This window comes from Rhodanobacter glycinis, from assembly GCF_006438785.1.
In the GTDB taxonomy this organism is placed as follows: Bacteria; Pseudomonadota; Gammaproteobacteria; order Xanthomonadales; family Rhodanobacteraceae; genus Rhodanobacter; species Rhodanobacter glycinis_A.
Genome location: NZ_RCZB01000007.1, coordinates 17,201 through 33,911, shown reverse-complemented (window position 1 = coordinate 33,911; position 16,711 = coordinate 17,201). Strand labels below are relative to the sequence as shown.

Sequence of the window (16,711 nt, the reverse complement as noted above, 5' to 3'; positions counted from 1 at the left end):
GACGCAGAGTGACCCGACGCCATGCGTGGCCGATGGCCGCGGCGTCGGTTCCTTCGCGGCCTGGCTCAGGATCGGCGCGCCGGTGGCGAACGGGTGTCCGATCGGCAACGAACCGCCATGCGGCATCGAGGTGACCCCAGTCGAGCACGCCAAGGTCGAAGTCGACACCGGCCTTCTGGCATCGACAGGCCGGCCCCCGTCGCGTTGGCATGTGGCACGAACCGGTGCCGCGAGCGTCTCATGGATGTTCCGGGCGCGATATCGGCAAACCTTCGCCGCTGCCATGCAGGCAGCCACGGCAGCGCCCGCGCAGGTACCCGCACGGTATTCGCAGATGCGGAACACCCGATGGCCGGCGTTGTTCTGCAGCTTTGGCGCTCGCCGGTGTTGGATGCGTGGCGGATCGATTATGATAGTGAAATATCATTGACACAGTAATGTTAATCAGATAACACTGCAGCGGTGGGCTGTCCACGCGACTATCTCGGGGGAGAACGTCATGGAGTTTCGCCATCTGCAGCACGGTCGTCGCGGCATCTGCATCGCCATTGCCGCGGCCTTGTTGGGGTCGTTTGGTGTCGCGGCACAACCGCTGAGTCCGGTTGCTACGGACTTCGCGGCGGGAGTCGCCAGTGGCGGGTCGGACGCTGGTGTGGCCGTCGCGACCGACCAGCAGGCTCGGCCTGCTTCCAGCAGCACGGCGCCGACCGACCTCGGTACCGTCATCGTCACCGCGAACAAGCGCAACGAGCGTCTGCAGGACGTGCCGATGGCGGTGTCGGCGCTGCAGGGCCAGCAGCTCGAACGCGAGAGCGCGGTCAACTTCGCCGACTACGCCACGCGCGTGCCCGGCCTCAACGTCATTTCGAATGGCCAGGGCTGGACCCAGCTGGTGCTGCGCGGCATCACCTCCGGCAGCGGGCAGGCCAATTCCACGGTGGGCACTTATATCGACGATGCGCCGTATGGATCGAGCACGGTGTATGCCGCCGGCGGCGTGTTGACGCCGGACATCGATCCCGACGACCTGCAGCGCATCGAAGTGCTGCGCGGCCCGCAGGGCACGCTGTACGGTTCGAACACGCTGGGCGGATTGATCAAGTTCGTCACCACGCCGCCGGACACCTCAATAGCCTCCGCCCGCGTCGGTGCCGGCTACAGCAGCGTGTCCCGCGGCGGCAGCGGATTCGATGAGCGGGCGATGGTCAACCTGCCACTGGTGGAGGGCAAACTCGGTCTGCGCGCCAATGCATACAATCGCAATGATCCGGGCTACATCGACAATAGCGTTACCGGCAAATCCGAGGTCAACGGGGCCAAGGTCAGCGGCGCACGCGCGCAGTTGCTGTGGACACCGACCGATCGCGTGTCGCTTCGGCTGTCCGCGCTGGCGCAGAACCTCGGCAGCGATGGCCTGGCGAACGTCGGCGTCGACGTGGACCGCGACACGCTGCAACCGCTTCACGGCGACCTGCAACAGAGCCGCGCGGCCAGCACCGGTTTGTTCAAGCTGCAATACCGGTTGTACGACGCATCGCTGAATGCGGACCTCGGCTGGGCCAGGCTGATTTCGTCGAGCACCTACAGCACGCAGGCGATGAATTCGAATGCTGACCTGACCGCGCCCTACGGGCCGATCCTGAATCCGGCCTTTGGCCTGTCCAACGGCGGCTATTCGCTGGTCAACCAGATCACGCTGGGCAAGTTCACCCAGGAACTGCGGCTGCAGTCGCCGGAAACGCAGGCCCTGGAATGGCGCGCCGGCGTGTTCTACACGCGTGAGCACAGCAACAATTTTCAGCACATAGCGAGCTTTGATGCGACCACCGGCGCGCCGATCGCGTTGCCGCAGCTGGGGGACATATACGTGGGGCCGGCGATCTTCACCGAGTGGGCTGTCTATGGCGACGTGACCTGGCATGCCACCTCGCAACTGAGCGTGCTGGTAGGCGCGCGCTACAGCAGCGACCGCGCGTCGTACACGCAGACCGGCGACGGCATCCTGGTCGGGCCGAGCCAGTTCACCACCCGTGGCTCGGACAGCCCGGTCACTTACCTGTTCAATCCCAGCTACAAGTTCAGCGACGACATGATGGCGTACGTGCGCGTCGCCTCGGGATTCCGTCCCGGTGGCCCGAACGTCGGCGTGCCGCCGGGCCTGGGCGCGCCGCTGACGTTCGGTCCCGACAAGCTGGTGAGCTACGAGCTGGGCTTCAAATCGACCGTGCTCGAGCGGCGCATGACCTTCGACGTGGCGGCGTTCTATATCGACTGGAGCCAGATCCAGCTGACGGTCAACGCCGGTGGCTTCGGCTTCCTCGGCAATGGCGGCAAGGCGAAGAGCCAGGGTCTCGAAGCGGCATGGCAATTCGCGCCGGTGCGCGGCCTGATGCTGTCGGCCAATGCCAGCTGGACCGACCCCAAACTGGCCGCGGATACGCAGGCGGGGTTGTTCGGCTACAAGGGCGATCGCCTGCCGTACGTGCCGAAGTGGAATGCGAGTCTGGGCGTGGACTACGACTTCCCGCTGGCGTCGGGATGGTCGGGTTTCGTCGGCGCCAGCTACCGTTTCATCGGTTCGCGCGCGTCCGATTTCCGCGCGGTACCCGGGTCGCGCAAGGAGGTTCCCAGCTACGACGGCATCGATCTGCGCGCCGGTGTCAACTACGCCAACTGGACGATCAAGGCCTACGTCAAGAACCTCACCGACGAACGCGGCATCACCGCGATCGCTCCGCAAACCATCGACCCCAACGCCAACCCGTTCAGCGCCGCCTATGTGCCACCACGCACTGTCGGCATTTCGGCGAGCGTGGATTTCTGAGCATGTCCTTCCAACGAGCTTTTGCCGGAGTGCGTCCATGAACCGATATGCGAAATCCATCGCGGCGTTCGTCATCACCTGCGTCGCCGGCATCGCGATGGCGCAGGTGCCACAGGTAGCCAACCCCGCGTCAGCCAGCTCGGCGGCGCTGCCGATGTCGCCCGCGCCGACCAGCGCCGCCCCGACGGGAGCCACGCCGCAGGACGTGCGGCACGAGCTGACTGCGGACGACCTGTCGGTTTTCTTCGACGGCATGGTGCCGTTCGCACTCCAGCGCGGTGACGTTGCCGGCGGTGTGATCAGCGTGGTCAAGGACGGCAAGCTGCTGTTCACCCGCGGCTATGGCTATGCCGACTTGAAGCAGCGCACGCCGGTGTCGCCGGACAGCACGATGTTCCGGCCCGGCTCGACCTCCAAGCTGTTCACCTGGACCGCGGTGATGCAGCAGGTGGAGCAGGGCAAGCTCGACCTGGATCGCGACATCAACACGTACCTCGATTTCAAGATACCGCCGCGCGACGGCAAGCCGATCACCTTGCGCAACCTGATGACGCACACGCCCGGTTTCGAGGACACCGCCCGAGGCCTGTTGCCGGCGACACCCGAAGAGGTCGATCTGGAGAAATACCTGAAGTCGCATGTCCCGGCGCGGATCTTTGCGCCGGGCGAGATCGTCGCGTATTCCAACTATGGCTGCGGCCTGGCGGGCTACATCGTGCAGCGCGTGTCGGGCGAGCGCTTTGAAGATTACATCCAGCACCATATCTTCGAGCCGCTTGGCATGCACCATTCGAGCTTCGCACAGCCGTTGCCGGCCGCGCTGGCACCGCTGATGGCGAAAGGCTACAAGAGCGCGTCGGATGCCAAGCCCCAGTCGTTCGAGCTGGTCGATCCGGCACCGGCCGGTTCGCTGAGCAGCACTGCCACGGACATGGCGAACTTCATGATTGCCCAGCTGCAGGGAGGCCGCTTCGGCGACACGCGCATCCTGCAGCAGCATACCGCCGACCTGATGCACAGCCAGCAGTACACCGCGGCACCTGGCCTGCCCGGATTCGATCTCGGCTTCTACCAGGAAGACAGCAACGGCCAGCGCATCATCGGCCACGGCGGCGACACCGTGGTGTTCCACAGCGACCTGCACCTGCTGCTGGATGCGAACGTCGGCATCTTCATGTCGATGAACAGCGCCGGCAACGAGGGCGGCGCGCATGTGGTCCGCAAGGCGATCTTCCGCGCGTTCCTCGATCGTTATTTTCCGCACGAGCCATCATCGGAAGCGACTGCCTCCACGGCGAAAGCCGATGCCGCGCGCGTCTCCGGCTGGTACGAATCAAGCCGCCGCAACGAAAGTGCGCTGCGCATGTTCTACATGCTCAGCCAGATCAGTGTGGTGCCCGACGCCGACGGTGTGCTCACCATTTCCGCCTGGACCGACTACGCAGGCAAGCCGCTGCACTGGCGCGAAACCGGGCCGCTGCATTATCGCGAAGTGAACGGCAAGGCCACGCTGGATTTCGTGGCCGACGCGCAGGGCAACATCCGCTACTGGGCCACCGATGCCGAGGCGCCGGTGTTCGTGTTCCAGCGCGTGCCTGCGTCCCGCAGCATGGGTCTGGCCGGTCCGCTGGTCGCGGTGTCGACGCTGATCATGCTGGTGACCTTGTTGCTGTGGTTCATCGGCGGGCGCGTGCGCAAGCATTACCGCCGCCCACTCGAACTGGCGCCAGGCCAGCGTCGTTCGCGGCTGCTTTCGCACCTGGGAGTGGCGGCGCTGGCTGCCGTCGTGGTCGGCTGGCTGGGACTGATCGCGGCCATCTCGATCAACGAGAACTTCCTGCTGCAGGGCGCGGCGACGCCGTGGATCTACCTGCTCTACGTGATCGGTGTGTTGGCGTTGCTGGGTGCGATCGCGGTGGTGATCCACGCGGTGCGGGCATGGATGGCGCCGCGTCGCGGCCGCTGGGTACTTGCGGGCGAAACCCTGCTGGCGCTGGCGGCGATCTACCTGGCCTGGTTCATCGTGGCGTTCGGGATGATCAGTTTCAACGTGAGGTTCTGACGGGCAATGCCGCCGTGCGTATCGACATGAACAAACCAGGAGAGATCATGAGTACCGAGGGACACGCGCGGCTGCAGTTGCACACGCGGCTCGAGAAGTGGGCGTTGAAGGTGCCGTTCCATATCACCGGCTACACCTTCGATGTATTCGAGGCGCTGGTGGTCAGCCTGCACGAGGGCGGCCGGGTCGGCCGCGGCGAGGCGCTGGGCGTCTACTACCGCGACGACACGCCGGTATCGATGCTGGCGCAGGTCGAGGCGCTGCGTGAACGCATCGAAGCCGGCGTGACACGTCAGCAGCTGTTGGAGTTGCTGCCCGCCGGCGGCGCGCGCAACGCGATCGACTGTGCGTTGTGGGATCTGGAAGCCAAGCGCAGCGGCCGGCCGGTGTGGATGCTGGCCGGGCAGGACGCGCCGCGACCGTTGCTGACCACCTTCACCCTCAGCGCCGACGAGCCGGCGACGATGGTCGAGGTGGCACGCGGCTTTCCCGGCGCGCGCGCGCTCAAGCTCAAGCTCACCAATGACGAGTTCAACGCGGATCGCGTGCGTGCGGTGCGCGCGGCGTGCCCTGGCGCGTGGATCATGGTCGATGCCAACCAGGGTTTCACCCGCGAGTCGTTCGCGCGCCTGCTGCCGGCGTTGGTGGATGCGCGGGTCGCGGTGGTGGAGCAGCCGTTCCCGATCGGCAGCGAAGCGTGGCTCGACGGACTGGACAGCCCGATCATGATCGCCGCCGACGAGAGCGTGCAGGATCACCACGACCTGCCAGCGCTGGTCGGCCGCGTCGGCATGATCAACATCAAGCTGGACAAGTGCGGCGGCCTGACCGAGGCGCTGGCAATGGCCGAACAGGCGCGCAAGCTCGGCTTCGAGTTGATGGTCGGCAACATGTCCGGCTCGTCGCTGGCGATGGCGCCGGCCTTCGTGCTGGGGCAGTCGTGCAAAGTGGTGGATCTGGACGGGCCGGTGTTCCTGCGCGTCGACCCCGCGCCGTCGGCGACCTATCGGGATGGCCTGATCTGGTGCGACGATGCGGTGTGGGGTGGTCCGCTGGCTGCCGCCGCCTAGTGGTGCTGGCAATTGCACGGGGAGCAAGGTCGCGCACATGTCCGATGCCATGATTCCAGCACGCGATAAAAACTGGTTTGGCCATCCGCGCGGCCTGACTATCCTGTTCCTTACCGAAATGTGGGAGATGTTCTCCTTCTTCGGCATGCGTGCGCTGCTGGTCTACTACATGACCAAGCACCTGGACATGGGCCAGGAATATTCGTCGCTGATCTATGGTGCCTATGCGGCCTTCGTGTATTTCACGCCGGTGTTCGGCGGCATGGTGGCCGACCGCTGGCTGGGCAAGCGCAACGCGGTGATGATCGGCGGCGCGACGATGGCGCTGGGCCATTTCATGATGGCCTCCGAGCCGCTGTTCTACCCTGCGCTGGCCACGATCGCACTGGGCAACGGCTTGTTCCTGCCCAGCCTGGCCAGCCAGATCGAGGGGCTTTACCGCGATGGCGATCCGCGCAGCAAGAGCGCCTACAACATCTACTACGTCGGCGTGAATCTCGGCGCGTTCCTGGCTCCGCTGGTGTGCGGCACGCTGGGCGAAACGTACGGCTGGCACTGGGGTTTTGCCGCGGCCGGCTTCGGCATGCTGATTTCGCTGGTGATTTATCTGGCCGGCGCCCGTTATCTGCCGCCCGAACCGGCACGCGGCGGCGCGGCGCGCGTGGCCCGACCACCGCTCGATCGCGCCGCGCGCGACCGCTTCGCGCTGCTGATCGGCATCGCTGCGATCGTGGTGGTGTTCCGCGGTGCCTACGAGCAGGTCGGCAACACCATCGCGCTATGGGCCGACAGCGGCGTGGACCGCGAGGTGGCGGCCGGCTGGACGATTCCGATGACCTGGTTTCAGGCACTGGACTCGCTGATCGTGTTCGCCTTCACGCCGTTGCTGGTGGCACGTTGGGCGCGGCTGGCGAAACGCGGCGTGGAAACGCCGTGGCTGGGCAAGATGGCCTTCGGTGCGGCCATCGTGGGTGCGTCCTATCTGATGCTCGCGCTGGTCGCGGCCTGGTGCGACGCGCATGGCACGCGTGCGAGCTGGATCTGGCTGGTCGGCTGGTTCGTGTTGATGACCACCGGCGAGCTTTATATCCTGCCGGTGGGTCTGGGCCTGTTCGGCCGCATGGCGCCGGAAGGGTTCCGCGCCACCAGCATCGCCACCTGGTTCTTTGCCGGCTTCTTCGGCAACCTGCTGGCCGGTGCACTGGGTACCTTGTGGAGCCAGCTCAGCCACGCCTGGTTCTTCACCCTGATCGGTGCAGTCGCCGGTGTGGCGGCGACGCTCCTGTATATGCTGGGTCGTCGCCTGGGCGACGTGGAAAGTCATGGAATAGCGGGCGCCGCCATGGCGCTCGCCAGATGAGCGGACGGCGATGACGAAAGACCTGCAGAAAAAACTGAAAAGCCGATGGGAGACGTTCACCACGTCGGAGCAGAAGATCGCCAGCTACCTGCTGCACAACATCAGCGGCATCCCGTTCGAGACGGCGGCATCGCTGGGCAAGCGCGTGGGCGTGAGCGCGATGACGGTGGGACGCTTCCTGCGCAGCCTCGGCTATGCCGGCGTCGGCGACCTGAAGGAGGAACTGCGCGGCGACGCGCCGTGGATGCAGCTGTACAGGGTTCCCGAACCGTCCGCCGATACCGATTACGTCAACGAGAGCCTGCAGGCGGAGATCCGCAGTCTGAACGACGTCTACGCATTGGCGCGGACCGAGGAATGGGCGTCCATCGTGAAGATGCTGGTATCGGCCGATCGCGTTTCGGTGGCCAGCTTCCAGCACGGATCCTTCCTCGGGCTGGGCTTCGCTGCCTCGCTGCAGCATGTCCGGCCGCGGGTTTCGTTTGAGTCGGGAGGCGACGGTTCCTATACCGGCATGCTGCTGGATTCGACTGAAAAAAGCTGCGTGGTGCTGATCGACATACGCCGCTATTCACGCCATTTCCGCCTGCTGGCCGAGGAGGTGGTAGAGCGCGGCATTCCGCTGTTGATCATCACCGACACCCAATGCTACTGGGCGCGTCAGCTGACCCGGCACGTGCTGATGATCCCCATGCAGACGGGCCGCGCGTGGCACAGCTTCGGCACGCTCACCAGCCTGTTCAGCCTGCTGATCAACGCAGTGATCCGCGAGATGGGCGATGTGCTCGGGCGCATCGGCGACATCACCGAGTTGCGGCAAAAATTCGTCGGCTACGACGGCCCATCGCTGCCCGGCGGTGGCAAGGGCAAACCGGACAAGGCGAAGAAAAGCGCTGGCCGGGGCGGCACGAAGGCGACCGCAAAGCGGGATTGACGGCTGTGCGGTGGCGTCGACGCCATCGGCCAGCCCAGCTGGCGACATCATCGAGCGAGGCGGCAGCATGATCCGGCAGATCCCGCATTACCCGTTCCCGCGACTCTGCCTGGCCTGGCTGGCGGCCGCGCTGGCTTTCACCAGTGCGGCCGCGGCGTCGCAGGATCTGGACGCCTATGCCACGCGGGCGATGAAGACCTTCGACACGCCCGGCATGGCAGTGGTGATCGTCGAGGGCGACAAGACCACCACGCATGCCTGGGGCGTGCGCAAGCTCGGTTCCGCCGCGCCGGTGGACGCGCACACGATCTTCCCGATCGGCTCCAACACCAAGGCGTTCACTGCGGCGGCGCTGGCGATCCTGGTCGACCAGGGCAAGCTGAAGTGGGACGACCGGGTGGCCGACCGGCTGCCGGGATTCCGCATGTACGACGCCTACGCGTCGCAGGAAATGACCGTCACCGACTTGCTGGTCCATCGCAGCGGGCTGGGCCTGGGCGCGGGCGACCTGCTGTGGTTTCCCGCCACCAACCGTTCGCGTGCCGAGCTGGTGCACGCGCTGCGCTATCTGAAACCGGCCACGACGTTCCGCAGCGGCCTCGCCTACGACAACGTGTTGTACAGCGCCGCCGGCGAGCTGATCGAGGCGGTGTCCGGCCAGCGCTGGGAAGACTTCGTGCAGCAGCACGTTCTAGACGTGCTGGGCATGCACGACACCCGGGTGAGCATCGACGCGCGCGTGGCGAACCAGGCCTCGCTGCACGCGAAAATGTCCGGGCCGGTGCGTGGTGCCGGTCCGCAGTCGGTGCTGACCACGGTGATGACCGGCGACGTGATCGCGCCGGCTGGCTCGCTGCTGTCCAGCGCAACGGACATGGGCCGCTGGCTGCAGGCGCAGTTGAAGCATGGCGCGCTGGGCGACGGCAAACGCCTGTTCAGCGAGGCCGCTTCGCAGGCCATGTGGACGCCGCAGACCCTGATCCCGCTCAGTGCGGGGCCGGAGCCGCTGGCGCTGGGCCAGCCCCAGTTCGAGGCCTACGCGCTGGGCCTGATGGTGCGCGACTATCGCGGCCACAAGATCATCACCCATACCGGAGGCGTGCTGGGCGGAATCTCGGTGGTGGTGATCATTCCGGATCGGCACGCTGCGTTCGCGGTGCTGGTCAACTCGGAAGACGTCGGCACGTTGTTCGCGATGCGCGACCATCTGCTGGATGCTGCACTGGGCCTGTCGTCGCCCGACTGGATCGCAAACTACAAAAAGATATTCGACCAGGGCAACGAGCAGGCCTTGCAGGCGCTGCAGGCAAGCAAGGCCGCATTCCATCCGGAAAGCGGCCCGTCGCTGCCGCTGTCGGGCTACGCGGGGGTCTATCGCGATCCGTGGTACGGCACCGCCACGATCAGCCAGGACAAGGGCGCACTCAGCCTCAGCTTCGATCGTTCGCCGGGCATGCACGGCAAGCTGGAACACGTGCAGTACGACACCTTCCGCACGCACTGGGCGACGCCGGGCATGGAGGATGCCTACGTCACCTTCGCGTTGCATCCCGACGGCAGCATCGACCAGATGACGATGCAGGCGATCTCACCGGCCGCCGATTTCAGCTGGGACTACCAGGATCTGCACTTCACCCCGGAAAAGTAGGCGCGCACCCCCGGATCGAGTCCGGGGCAGGCTTGGTGCGCGATGCTCTTCGTAACATGGCCAAAGGCATCGCGCAAGGGTTTCAGCACTGGGTACGGCCACCGGCAAGCTGCTTGCACGGATGGAAGACGGGCTCCCTGGAAGGCGGCGGGCGGTGATGGCCATGATCGTCATGGCGACCCGGGTACGGTGCGCCCCAGTAGGCAGGCGGTGGGTTGTAGACCGGCTGGCTCAGCTGATCCTGGTACTGATCGTTCTGCTGGCGTAGCGCATCGTTCTCGGCCTGCAGCCGGTCGCGCTCCGCCGCCTTGTCGGTCAGCGCCTGATGCTGCGCTTCGCGCTGGCGCTGTTCCGCGACGTACGCTTCGTCGGTTTGGCGCTGGGCCCTTTCCTCCATCGCCTGCTGATGGGCGTCGACGCGCTGCTGATAGAGCGCTTCGAGGTGGCGGGACTCCGCATAACGCTTCGCCAGCGCGTCCTGGCCCAGGCGCAGATAGCGGTCGATGACTTCGGTGTCATCGGCCTGGTGCAGCAATTCGCCATTGCCACCCGGGCAGGGGTGATCGGTGTAGGCGACTTGCCCGGCCTGCGTGCATTTGTAGATGTTCTGCGCGCCGGCAGCCCCGGCCGCAGCCAGCAGCAGGGCGGCGACGCACAAGAGATGCTTGCCTGTCATCGAAGTTTTCATCGTGACGGTCATTTTGCACCGACGCGGTGTAATAAGAATGTTGATCTGAAAGCGGGTTCAGTTGGGATTTCCCCATGACCTGTCGCCGGCCTGTCGTGGCCGCCGCCGGCGGTTACCTCGACGTCGAGATATCCCGCCCGTGCCGCCGTCGGGGCAAGCCGATGATCAGGGGCAGTTTCCAGGCTGCGTTGCGCCCTCATCTGCATGCTGCCACGCGCGCAGGCCGATGATCGCCAGCCCCACGAAACCGGCATACAGCACCGAGGTGATCAACAGGTGCTTGTAGACGTATTCGCCCACGTAGATCACGTCCACCACGATCCACAGCCACCACGCGGCAGCATGCCGCTTGGCCTGCCACCACTGCGCCACCAGACTGAACGCGGTGAGCGCGGCATCCAGCCAGGGCAACGCGGCGTCGGTGTGGTGGTGCATGAACGCGCCCAGCGCGAGCGCGCCAAGGCTGCCGATGGCGAGATGCAGGAGCGCCCGTTGCGGTGGCAGCGGCGCCACTTGCACACGGCCGTCCGCGCCCATGTGCTGCAGCCAGCGATACCAGCCATAAATGATCAGCGCGGCGAACGCCAGTTGCAGCAACGCGTCGGAGTAGAGCTTGGCGTCGACGAATACCCACGTGTAGACCAGCACCGACACCAGGCCCACCGGCCAGCACCACGGCCGGCGTCTGGCAGTGAGCCAGACGCCCCAGGCGCTGAGCACCGCACCGACGAGTTCGACCAGGGTCATGTCAGAACGTGTACGTCAGCGACAGGCGTGCCAACCGCGGCGAGCCCGGGAACAGGTAGCTGTCGCCGCCGGAGCTGCCGGTGTCGCGCCAGTAGAAATGGTTGAACAGGTTGTCGACATTCAGGCGCAAGGTCAGTGCGTGCTCGCGCCACTGCGTGGTGTAGCGCAGGCCGGCGTCGAACACGTGGTAGGCCGGCACTCGGGTGAGGCCGTTCGGCGTGGCGACGTTGCTGCTGGCGTAGCGCCAGCCGCCGAGCAGGCTCAGATCGGGCGCGAACGGCAGGCGGTAATCCAGGTACAACGCCGTGCGCAGGCGCGGCACATTGACGACCTGATGGCCTTCGCAGCCCGGCGTGCCGGTGTCCTGCGCGCGGGCCTGGATCAGGTTGAGGCTGGCGGTGAGGCGCAGGTTGCCGGTGAGTCTTCCGGCGGCGTTGAGTTCGAGCCCGTCGTGCACTTCGCTGCCGCGCTGGACAAAGGTGAAACCTGCGGCGGAGTTGTCCGGCTGCGCGAACTGGTACGGCTGGCGGATGCGATACAGCGCGCCCTGCAGGCTCAGTGCATCGCTCCATGCGTACTTCACGCCGGCTTCGGTCTGGCGCGACAGCAGCGGCGCCAGTGTGGTGCTGCCGTTGGAGGTCCAGTACGGCGCTTCGTTGCCCAGCGACAGGCTCTCGCTGTAGCTGACATAGGTGGTTAGTTGCGTGGTCGGCTGCCACAGCACGGCGGCCTGCGGCAGCAGTTTGCTCAGGCGGGTATCGCGTTCGGGCACGCCGACGTCGTCATAGGAGCGCTCATGCAGGCGCACGAAGCGGCCGCCGGCCAGTACCTGCCATTGGGCCCCCAGATGCACACGGTCCAGCGCGAACACCGAATGCTGCCAGCTGGTCAGCCGGCGTGCCGACGCTCCGGGCTGGTTCGGTGACGGTGCGAAGTAGGGCGGATCGACCTCGCCGATATTGGCGGTGCCGACGTAGTCGTAGACGTAGGGACGTCGGTCGATGGTGCGGCGAAACGCGCTGGTGCCAAGGCTGAGTTCGTGACTGAGCGTGCCGGTGTCGAACGAGCCCTTCAGCACCGCGCGGGCCTCGTCGTTGACGCGGGTGTCGTCAGGGCTGCGGTAGTCGTAGACGTCGTAGTCGCCGTTCGGCGCGAAGAACCAGCCCGGCGTGGCACCGCTGGCGCAGTCCGGCGAGTAGAAGCAGCCGTAGGCGAAGGCCACGTTGTCATCGATCACGACATGACTGTGCCCGGCCGACAGTTGCGTGCTCCAGTTGTCGCTGAAGCGATAGTCGAAGCGCAGCGTGCTGTTGCTCGCGTCGATGCCCACCGGCCGCTGCCACGGTTCGAAGCCGAGCATGCGGGTGCGGCTGGGATGCGCCGGAATCATGTTGCCGCCGAGCAGCTGGTAGCCGGAGACCGAGCGCTGTCCGCTGGTCTGGTAATCGGTGTCCAGTTGCAGGGTGGCGTGGGAGCTGATCTTCCAGTCGGCGGCCAGCGAGAAGAACGTGCGACGGCCATCGGCATGCTGCACGTAGGAGTGCATGTCCTCGTGTGCCGCGTTCACGCGCACGCCGAAGGTCGGCGTCAGCCAGCCGCCCACATCCATCGCCAGGTAACGCGAGCCGTGCGAGTCGGTACCGACGGTGGCGCTGTGCACATCGGTCGGACGCTTGCTGACGTAGTTGATCAATCCGCCCGGCGCCACCACGCCCGCTTCGAGCCCACCAAGGCCCTTGAGGATTTCCACGCGCTGCTTGTCTTCCAGCGGCTGCAGTTGCTCGCCGACCAGGCTCATCTCGTTGAGCCGGAAGCCGGTGGCCGGGTCCAGCGCATAACCGCGGATGGCGATGTCCTGGTAGTAGCCGACCGGCGCGTAGCTGTCGCCGAGCGCGGCATCGCTGCGGGCCAGTTCGCTGAGCGTGCGCGGCTGGCGATCGTCGATCTGGTCGCGGGTGATCACCGTGATCGCGGCCGGCGTGTCCTGCAGCGGTGCGTTGCCGAAACTGCCGAAGGTGTCCATTTGCGAGTTGTCGGCATGGTAGCCACGCTGGCTGTCGGCCTTGACGTGCACGGGGGCCAGTGGCGTGGCCTGCGGTTCGGTGGTGGTGTCGTCGCTGGCATGGGCAAGCGCCATGACCGACATGAGGGCAAGGATCAGCGGGGTGCGGGGGAGAGTCATCGTCGTCATCGTCTTGTGTGGTACGGACGAAGCGACGGCGATCCGGACGTCCAGACGGACGTGTCGGATCAGCAAGCTCCCTACGCCGGTGCTAACCGGATCAGGTTCCAAGGGACTCTCTCAGCCCGGCAAACGCCGGGCACCCCCGCTTCAAGAACGCGTATTGAACCACGGATTGGCGCAGCGTGCAGATTCACGGCCGTTTGCCCTGGGCACTTCGACTTCCTCGCTCCTCAAGGCCGCGACCATCCCTGGTCGCTCACCGCGTGCGCCGCTTTGCGGCTGCGCTCAGCGCGAACTGCTGAGGTACGGCTACGCGCAGTCGTGGATGGCCTGCAGCAGTGCGCGCCCCGGTGATGTGCCGAACCACGCGGCGTGCCCGCGCAGAAAGGTGTCATAGGCGACATCCGCATTGGCGCGCGAATGCGTGATGGCGTGGAAATACTCGACCTCGGACAGCGCGAAGTCCACATGCACCAGCGGCAACAGATCCGCCAGCAGATGGATGTCGGTGGCATCCAGTGGCCGCTGCTGGCGATAGCCTTCGATCAGTGCGCGGGCGATGTCGAGGTGTGCGGCGTCGATGCCGGTGTCCAGTGCCAGCCAGGCAATCGCATTGCGCTCGATCGCGGTGGCGAGGTCGAACAGCGCGAAGTTGGCAGCGGCGAGGCCGAAGTCGAGCACCGCGCTGATGTGGGCGTTTGCGCTGTCGTCGCTCCAGCACAGGTTGGAGACGTGCCAGTCGCCGTGCGTCCATAGCCGGCGCTGCAGCGCCAGTCGCGGTTGCATGGCGGTGTGCCACGGCGCAAGCACTGCGGCGAGGTCGGTCGGCCAGTCGCGGCCTTGCAGATAATCAGCCAGACCGGGTCGCGCGGGCAGTTGCGTCTGCAGTGCAGCGATCGGATCGGGTGAACAGATCAGCTCGCTGCGCGCGACCAGAATATGGGTGTCGCGCTGGGGTGCGTGGTAACCCTCAGCCGCGTCGTGCAAGGCAGCCAGCATGCGGCCGGCGCTGCGCGCGTGCTCGCGGTTGGGCAACGGCGACCATGAGATCGCCTCGCGGTACAGATCGATGCCGGCGGCGCGTTCGTGCACCTCGTAGGTCCAGTCGCCGAGTGCAACGGCGGTTTGTCCGTGCGCGTCGCTCAGTACGGCCGGTATTGGCATGCCGTTGCCGCGCAGGTGCGCGATCAGGCGGTGCTCCTCGGTGAGCGTGGCAGCCGAACGCACGCTGTGTTGATGGCGCTTGATGAAGACGGTCGCGTGGCCCGTCTCGACCAGGCAGGCCGCCGACAGCGGGCGCGGGCTGTGCCAGTCGAGGCGTGTCGCGGTGTCGAGCGCGGGATAGCCGCGCAGCAGCGTATCGACCTCAAGCGCAGTCAACGGCGGCCAGTCCGGCGGCGTGTTGTCGCCAGCCAGTCCGTGCGCAAGATGGGTGGGGTCGTTCATGGACAGACGGTGTCCTTCGCTGGCGGCAAGCGCCGGATTATCACCGATAAGGATGCGGTGCCCGCTTTCGGACGCGGGCGGCATCGCGTTTAATGGGCCATTCCCCCCAAGTGTGCCGGCGCCCGATGAGTGCAATGTTGCTGCTGTTTGTCTGCCTGATCCTGGGCACGCTGGTGGCACGGTTCGCGAAGCCGCCGGCGGGCATCGTGCAGGGCATCAACTGGTGGGTGCTGAATGTCGCGCTGCCAGCGCTGGTGCTGGAACTGATCCCGAAGGTGAAGTTCGATCCACAGCTGTGGTTTCCGGTGGCGGCGATGTGGCTGACGTTCGGCGGCGCGTGGCTGTTGTTTGGTCTGCTTGGACCGCGGCTGGGCTGGTCGCGGCAGCGTACCGGCGCGCTGATTCTGGTCTGCGGCCTGGGCAATACCGCCTACATGGGTTATCCGCTGATCGAGGCGTTGCACGGCAAGCCGGGGTTGGCGTTGGCCGTAGTGGCCGACCAGATCGGCGCGTTCCCGGTGCTGGCCTCGGCCGGCATCGTGGTGGCTTCGATCTATTCCGGGCGCACGCCGCAGCCGCGACTGATCGCCCGGCGCATTGTCACGTTTCCGGCTTTCATCGCGCTGGTGGTGGGCATCGTCGTGGGGCTGCTCGGTGGCTGGCCGGAACTGTTGAACGGTGTATTCGCGCCGATCGGTACCACGCTGACGCCGCTGGCGCTGTTCTCGGTCGGCCTGCAGTTCAAGTTCCATCCGGGCCATCGGCAACTGGGCGCGGCCGGCTGGGGGCTGGGCTGGAAGCTGCTGCTGGCGCCGCTGCTGTGCTGGGTGCTTGGCGTGGCCACTGGCGTGGGCGGACTGGTGCTTACGGTTGGCGTGCTGCAGGCGGCGATGGCGCCGATGGTGTCGGCGGCGATCCTGGCCGACGAGTACGAGCTGGAGCCGACCCTGGCGAACACCGTGCTGAGCGCCGGCATCGTGCTGTCGCTGATCACGATACCGCTGGGCAATCTGCTGCTAGGAGGGTAAGCCGGCGCCGCATGGCTTGCACCGGGCCCGTGCTGCCGCGAGACTAGCCGCAATCATATGAGCGGGGGCTCATGCCATGGCCGGCCTTGACGTATTCAAGCGGATATTCGGGAGCGCGCATCCGGGTGAGCGCCGCCAGATACCGCGCAGTGGTGTGCCCAAGGGCGCGCGCGTGCTGGTGGTCGACGATTCGGCGACCATCCGCGCCGTGCTCGGCAAGATGCTGAACCAGGACGGTCATGTGGTGCTCAAGGCACCGGATGGTGAAACCGCCATCGAGCTGGCCCGCGCAAACGGCCCGGATCTGATCTTTCTCGATATCGTTCTGCCAGGCATGAACGGCTTTGCGGTGCTGCGTGCGCTGCGCCGCGATCCGCTGACCCGCGACATTCCGATCGTGATGATCAGCGGCAACCTGCAGGCCACCGAGCAGTTCTACGTGCAGCGCTTCGGTGCCGACGATTTCATGAAGAAGCCGTTCGGCCGCGGCGAGGTGTTTGCACGCATCCAGCACCTGACCAAAACCGGCCGCCTGGTGGTGCGCGAACGCGCCCCCGAGGATGCGTTGCCGGCGGCGCCGGAGCAAACCGACGCCGAGCACGCAGCGATTCCGGACATCGCCATGCCCGATCCGCACGACCTGATCGTGCCGCCCGCGGATCGCTCCTGAGCTTTCCAGCGGCGCCGCGCCTGATAGGTACGATCGCTTCCGCGATGGC

12 protein-coding genes and 1 riboswitch are annotated in these 16,711 nt (G+C 66.1%); of the genes, 8 read left to right on the top strand and 4 right to left on the bottom strand.

Annotation, left to right across the window (positions count from 1 at the left end; genetic code table 11):
• Window positions 1-499 precede the first annotated feature (499 nt).
• The 6 genes from EAH75_RS18140 to EAH75_RS18115 all read left to right on the top strand — a co-directional run bounded on the left by EAH75_RS18140 (window position 500) and on the right by EAH75_RS18115 (window position 9,898).
• Complete coding sequence (locus EAH75_RS18140; protein WP_140806443.1) at window positions 500-2,824, top strand: TonB-dependent receptor; 2,325 nt, start codon at window positions 500-502, stop codon at window positions 2,822-2,824.
• A gap of 37 nt (window positions 2,825-2,861) precedes the next feature.
• The gene (locus EAH75_RS18135; protein WP_140806441.1) at window positions 2,862-4,886 is read left to right on the top strand and encodes a serine hydrolase domain-containing protein; all 2,025 of its coding nucleotides are present in this window, start codon (window positions 2,862-2,864) and stop codon (window positions 4,884-4,886) included.
• Between the two features lie 47 nt (window positions 4,887-4,933).
• Entirely contained in the window at window positions 4,934-5,956 is a 1,023-nt protein-coding gene (locus tag EAH75_RS18130; protein ID WP_140806440.1) for a dipeptide epimerase, read from the top strand.
• 37 nt (window positions 5,957-5,993) lie between these two features.
• Window positions 5,994-7,316: a peptide MFS transporter gene (locus tag EAH75_RS18125; protein ID WP_241668991.1), complete on the top strand. Its 1,323-nt coding sequence runs from the start codon at window positions 5,994-5,996 to the stop codon at window positions 7,314-7,316.
• A 10-nt stretch (window positions 7,317-7,326) separates the two neighbouring features.
• Complete coding sequence (locus EAH75_RS18120; protein WP_140806439.1) at window positions 7,327-8,250, top strand: MurR/RpiR family transcriptional regulator; 924 nt, start codon at window positions 7,327-7,329, stop codon at window positions 8,248-8,250.
• A 67-nt stretch (window positions 8,251-8,317) separates the two neighbouring features.
• A complete protein-coding gene (locus tag EAH75_RS18115) occupies window positions 8,318-9,898 on the top strand; it encodes a serine hydrolase (protein WP_140806438.1) in 1,581 nt (526 codons plus the stop codon).
• A gap of 82 nt (window positions 9,899-9,980) precedes the next feature.
• Here the strand turns inward: EAH75_RS18115 and EAH75_RS18110 are convergent, their stop codons facing one another.
• The 4 genes from EAH75_RS18110 to EAH75_RS18095 form a co-directional block, all read right to left on the bottom strand.
• Entirely contained in the window at window positions 9,981-10,586 is a 606-nt protein-coding gene (locus EAH75_RS18110) for a DUF4124 domain-containing protein (RefSeq protein WP_241668990.1), read from the bottom strand.
• Window positions 10,587-10,751: 165 nt separating this feature from the next.
• On the bottom strand, window positions 10,752-11,333 hold the full coding sequence (gene pnuC / locus EAH75_RS18105) for a nicotinamide riboside transporter PnuC (protein WP_140806437.1): 582 nt from the start codon (window positions 11,331-11,333) through the stop codon (window positions 10,752-10,754).
• A gap of 1 nt (window position 11,334) precedes the next feature.
• The gene (locus tag EAH75_RS18100) at window positions 11,335-13,515 is read right to left on the bottom strand and encodes a TonB-dependent siderophore receptor (RefSeq protein ID WP_170212708.1); all 2,181 of its coding nucleotides are present in this window, start codon (window positions 13,513-13,515) and stop codon (window positions 11,335-11,337) included.
• A 60-nt stretch (window positions 13,516-13,575) separates the two neighbouring features.
• Window positions 13,576-13,672: riboswitch (TPP riboswitch) on the bottom strand.
• A gap of 155 nt (window positions 13,673-13,827) precedes the next feature.
• Complete coding sequence (locus EAH75_RS18095) at window positions 13,828-14,964, bottom strand: phosphotransferase enzyme family protein (RefSeq protein WP_140806434.1); 1,137 nt, start codon at window positions 14,962-14,964, stop codon at window positions 13,828-13,830.
• Between the two features lie 134 nt (window positions 14,965-15,098).
• Here EAH75_RS18095 and EAH75_RS18090 point away from each other — a divergent pair, with 134 nt between their 5' ends.
• Both EAH75_RS18090 and EAH75_RS18085 read left to right on the top strand, forming a co-directional pair.
• The gene (locus EAH75_RS18090; protein WP_140806507.1) at window positions 15,099-15,992 is read left to right on the top strand and encodes an AEC family transporter; all 894 of its coding nucleotides are present in this window, start codon (window positions 15,099-15,101) and stop codon (window positions 15,990-15,992) included.
• A gap of 76 nt (window positions 15,993-16,068) precedes the next feature.
• On the top strand, window positions 16,069-16,662 hold the full coding sequence (locus EAH75_RS18085) for a response regulator (RefSeq protein ID WP_140654354.1): 594 nt from the start codon (window positions 16,069-16,071) through the stop codon (window positions 16,660-16,662).
• Window positions 16,663-16,711: the final 49 nt, after the last annotated feature.